The sequence below is a fragment of the Micromonospora sp. 4G55 genome, assembly GCF_016803375.1.
Genome location: NZ_JAEVHN010000774.1, coordinates 1 through 2665, shown reverse-complemented (window position 1 = coordinate 2665; position 2665 = coordinate 1). Strand labels below are relative to the sequence as shown.

The following is a 2665-nucleotide window of genomic DNA, read 5'->3' as shown; positions in this document are numbered from 1 at the left end:
GGGCAGCTCGGCGGCGGTGACCCGGAGCGCGGGTTGCCCGTCCGCGCCGGGCAGCAGTCGTACGCCGGCGGCGGTGACCGACGCGGTGCTGCCCCGGGCGAGGGTGGCGGCGTCCGGGGCGGTGCGGTCCCGGCGGAACCGGGCGATCAGCTCGTCGTCGGGCAGGTACTCGCCCGACCGGGAGGGCGCGGAGCCCTCGGCGTGAATCGGGTCGATCTCCAGGCCGGCGGCCTCGACCCGGCCGGTCAGTCCGGTCACCCGGATCCCGCCGATGTCCAGGGTGCCGCCCGCCGTCTGGCGGAGCTGGTCCGAGAGTGCGACCAGGCGACGCCGTTCGGGCTCGGTCAGCGACTCGGCGTTCCAGCGATGTCGGGCCTCCAGCCGGTGCAGCTCCCGCTCCAGCGGCTCCAGCTCGGTCAGCTGCCTGGTCACCCGGCTCAGCCGTCCTGCAACGCGGCCCGCTCGGCGACCGTCGCCCGACCGAGCCGTTCCCGCAGCGAGTCCTGCTCGGCGCGCAGCCGGGCGGGCAGGCTGTTGCCCAGCCCGATCAGGGTCCGGCCCACCTCGATCCGGCCGACCTGCTGCATCCCGGCGAAGGAGAGCCCTTCGGCGGTGGCGCTGGCGAAGCTGACCCGCAGCGAGTGCAGCATGGCGGCGGCGTCGGTGGCCCGCTCCCCCACCGTGCGCGGCGGACGCATCACCCCGTCGGTGAGCAGGCCGATGGTGGCGTTGGCCAGCGGCGTGAAGATCTCCCCGGCGCTCAGCGAGGCGAACTGGCGGGCCAGGAAGGGCGCCCCGGCCGTGTACGGGGCGAGCAGCGCGTCGCTGATCTTCGACAGGAACGGCAGGCCGCCGTAGAACGAGATCACGTTGTGCAGCAGGTGGATCAGCGGGTCGATCAGCGGGATGCCGATCCAGCCCCGCCGGCTGGGCTCGGTGACGTCCTCCCGACCGGTCGCCCCGGCCCGGAAGGCCAGGTTGGACAGGCCGAAGCGGGTCAGCCCGAGGATCCCGCCCGGCAGCGAGTCGCTGGCGTAGACCACGTCGGAGACGCTGAGCCCGGTCATCCCGGCCTGCGCGCCGACCGGCCGCTCGTAGCCCCGGTCGGAGAAGGAGGCCACGATGTCCAGGCCGGTGAGGACGACCCGGCCGGTCCGCAGGGAGCTGCCGGTGAACGTCCGGTTGAACCCGTCGAGCTCCAGCCGGGGCAGCCGGACGCGGAGGAGGCCCTGCCGGGCGTCGACCGACGCGGACAGGTGGTTGGTGTGCGCGCGGTCGGTGTCACTCAGCCGGGCGCCGCCGAGGTCGCCGCTGATCCACTGGGCGTCGTGCAGGTCGAACTCGCGGAGGGTGACCTCCTGGGTGAACATGCTCAGCCCGGTCCGGCTGAGGAAGAGCAGCTTCAGCCCGACCGCGACCAGCCGGGCCAGGTCACCGACCACGGTGGGCGCGTCGTCGGTGCGCAGCGTCTCGGGTTCGAACGAGGGCCGCAGCCGGGCGTCGTAGAGCCGCAGCTGGTCGACCAGCTCGCGCAGGCCGGCGACCTGGTCGGCCCGGACGTCGCGGGAGCGCAGGAACACCCAGCGGCGGTCGTCGAGGGCGTACAGCTGGACGATCAGCGAGCGCAGCTCGGTGGCCCGGTCCGCCCGCCACAGCCGGTCGTCGCGCAGCCGGTCGCGGAGCTGGTCGCGGGCCTCGATCCGGCGCGGGCCGGAGATCGCGGTGACCGCCAGGGAGGCCCGCATCTCCGGGGTCATCGCCGAGCGCATCCGGGCCCAGCGGTCCGGGTCCTCGGCCTCCAACCGGCCCTGGTCGGCCACCGGCAGGTTCCGCACCAGCTGGAAGGCGAGCCACGCCTCGCGCGGGTTGACCGCCCAGTCGGTCAGGCCGACGGCGAGCAGCTGGCGGGCCTGCCGCTCCAGGTGGGCGGGGTCGCGCAGGGCCAGCAGGTCCAGCACCTCGGTGCGCCACATCTCGTGGGTGAGGTGGGCGTCGGGCAGCGCGTCGAGGATCCGGTCCAGGTCGCGCAGGGCGTCGAGCCGGTGGACGGCGGTCCGCAGGGTCTCCCGGCCCCGGGCCGCCGCTGCGCCGGTCACCGCGCCGGTCGGCTGGTCGAGGCCGATCAGCCGGCGGACCAGCGCGACCGCCCGCGGCCCGTCCAGCCCGGCCTGCACCTCCCGGTGGATCTCCTCGACGACCCGACCGGCGTCGACCTGCCCGGCGCTGCGGCGGGCCGGGTCGAGCGGTTCGGCGAGGCTGCCCACCCCGGTGTACCGGCCGCCGAGGATGTCCTCGGCGGGGATGTTCTCCTCCAGCCGGGCGAACCACCGGCCCTGCTCCAGCCGCCGCCACCGGTCCTGCGCGGCCAGCGGCAGGCTGCGCACCAGCAGGTACGCGAAGCGGGCCTCGTGGTCGCGGATCGCCCAGTCGAAGACCCCGTACGACAGCAGCCCCTCGATCCGGGTCAGGTTCTGGTGCTCCTCGCGGGCCGCCAGGACGACGAGCAGCCGGGGGCCGAGGGTCGCGCCGATCCGCTTCTCCTCCCACGGCAGGTCGTCGAGGAGCACGTCGAGCCAGCCGGCCTCGTCGAGCCGGCGTACCACGTGGCGCAGCCGCGCACCGGGTTCCGGCGGGCCGGCGCTGGCCGTACCCGCGCCGGCCGCGC

Annotated in this window: 2 protein-coding genes; both read right to left on the bottom strand. The window is 75.4% G+C overall.

Annotated elements, in window-relative coordinates; translation table 11 throughout:
• Positions 1-432: hypothetical protein (locus tag JNW89_RS33975; RefSeq protein WP_238452150.1), on the bottom strand; the 432-nt coding region annotated here is incomplete at its 3' end.
• Between the two features lie 5 nt (positions 433-437).
• On the bottom strand, positions 438-2665 hold a 2228-nt coding region (locus tag JNW89_RS37445), incomplete at its 5' end, for a hypothetical protein (RefSeq protein ID WP_305070567.1).